Here is a 608-nt window from a genome sequence, read left to right as displayed (position 1 = left end):
AGAACTCAATCGTCGATTACTATAAGCAATACGTACCATTAGATCCGCAAGATGATATTTGTCGTGGTCAATCATTGTCTTTGACCTCCCATACATCAAACATTAATGACGTTAAAAACTCGTCTTTAACTCAGTCTATAACACTAAATATGACTATGCCAACTGCCAAATATAGTATTGGTCATAACACCATAAAACATCTCATCAACTAAGTTATGGCTCTATAGAGATCTGTAAAACAAAAAAAGCCGACATTATGTCGGCTTTTCAATATCAGTTGTTTCGTTATTTATTCATAGTAAACGGTATTATCTATGATGAAATAAAGCTTAAATGAGTACAACCGAGTCTTAACGGTTTTTACGAGGAAGCTTCTCTGGTAAATAGCAACGTAGATAAGCAATAGACGCTGTGGTAGCTTCTTGTAGATAGTTATCTGTGATTCGTTCATGACGACGATAAGACAAAGTAAATACACCATTGATAATACTGTAAGTTACTAATAGTATATCTTGTATGTCTTCAAACTTTGGCATCTCATAGCGTTCTGATAGACGCTTATACACTAGCTCAACAATTTGATGATCCATGTCTTCACCAAAACCATC

The 608-nt window shown here is 34.7% G+C and carries 2 pseudogenes; one reads left to right on the top strand and one right to left on the bottom strand.

The features are described from left to right. Positions 1–212: pseudogene (locus ACS8FD_RS22330) on the top strand (hypothetical protein); the annotation flags it as partial. Positions 213–350: 138 nt separating this feature from the next. Here the strand turns inward: ACS8FD_RS22330 and ACS8FD_RS22325 are convergent. Next, positions 351–608 (bottom strand): annotated as a pseudogene (locus tag ACS8FD_RS22325) (TetR/AcrR family transcriptional regulator); the annotation flags it as partial.

It is taken from the genome of Psychrobacter sp. 1U2, from assembly GCF_051847575.1.
Note: the sequence above shows the minus strand (reverse complement) of the source record. Positions and strands in the feature narration are given on the sequence as shown.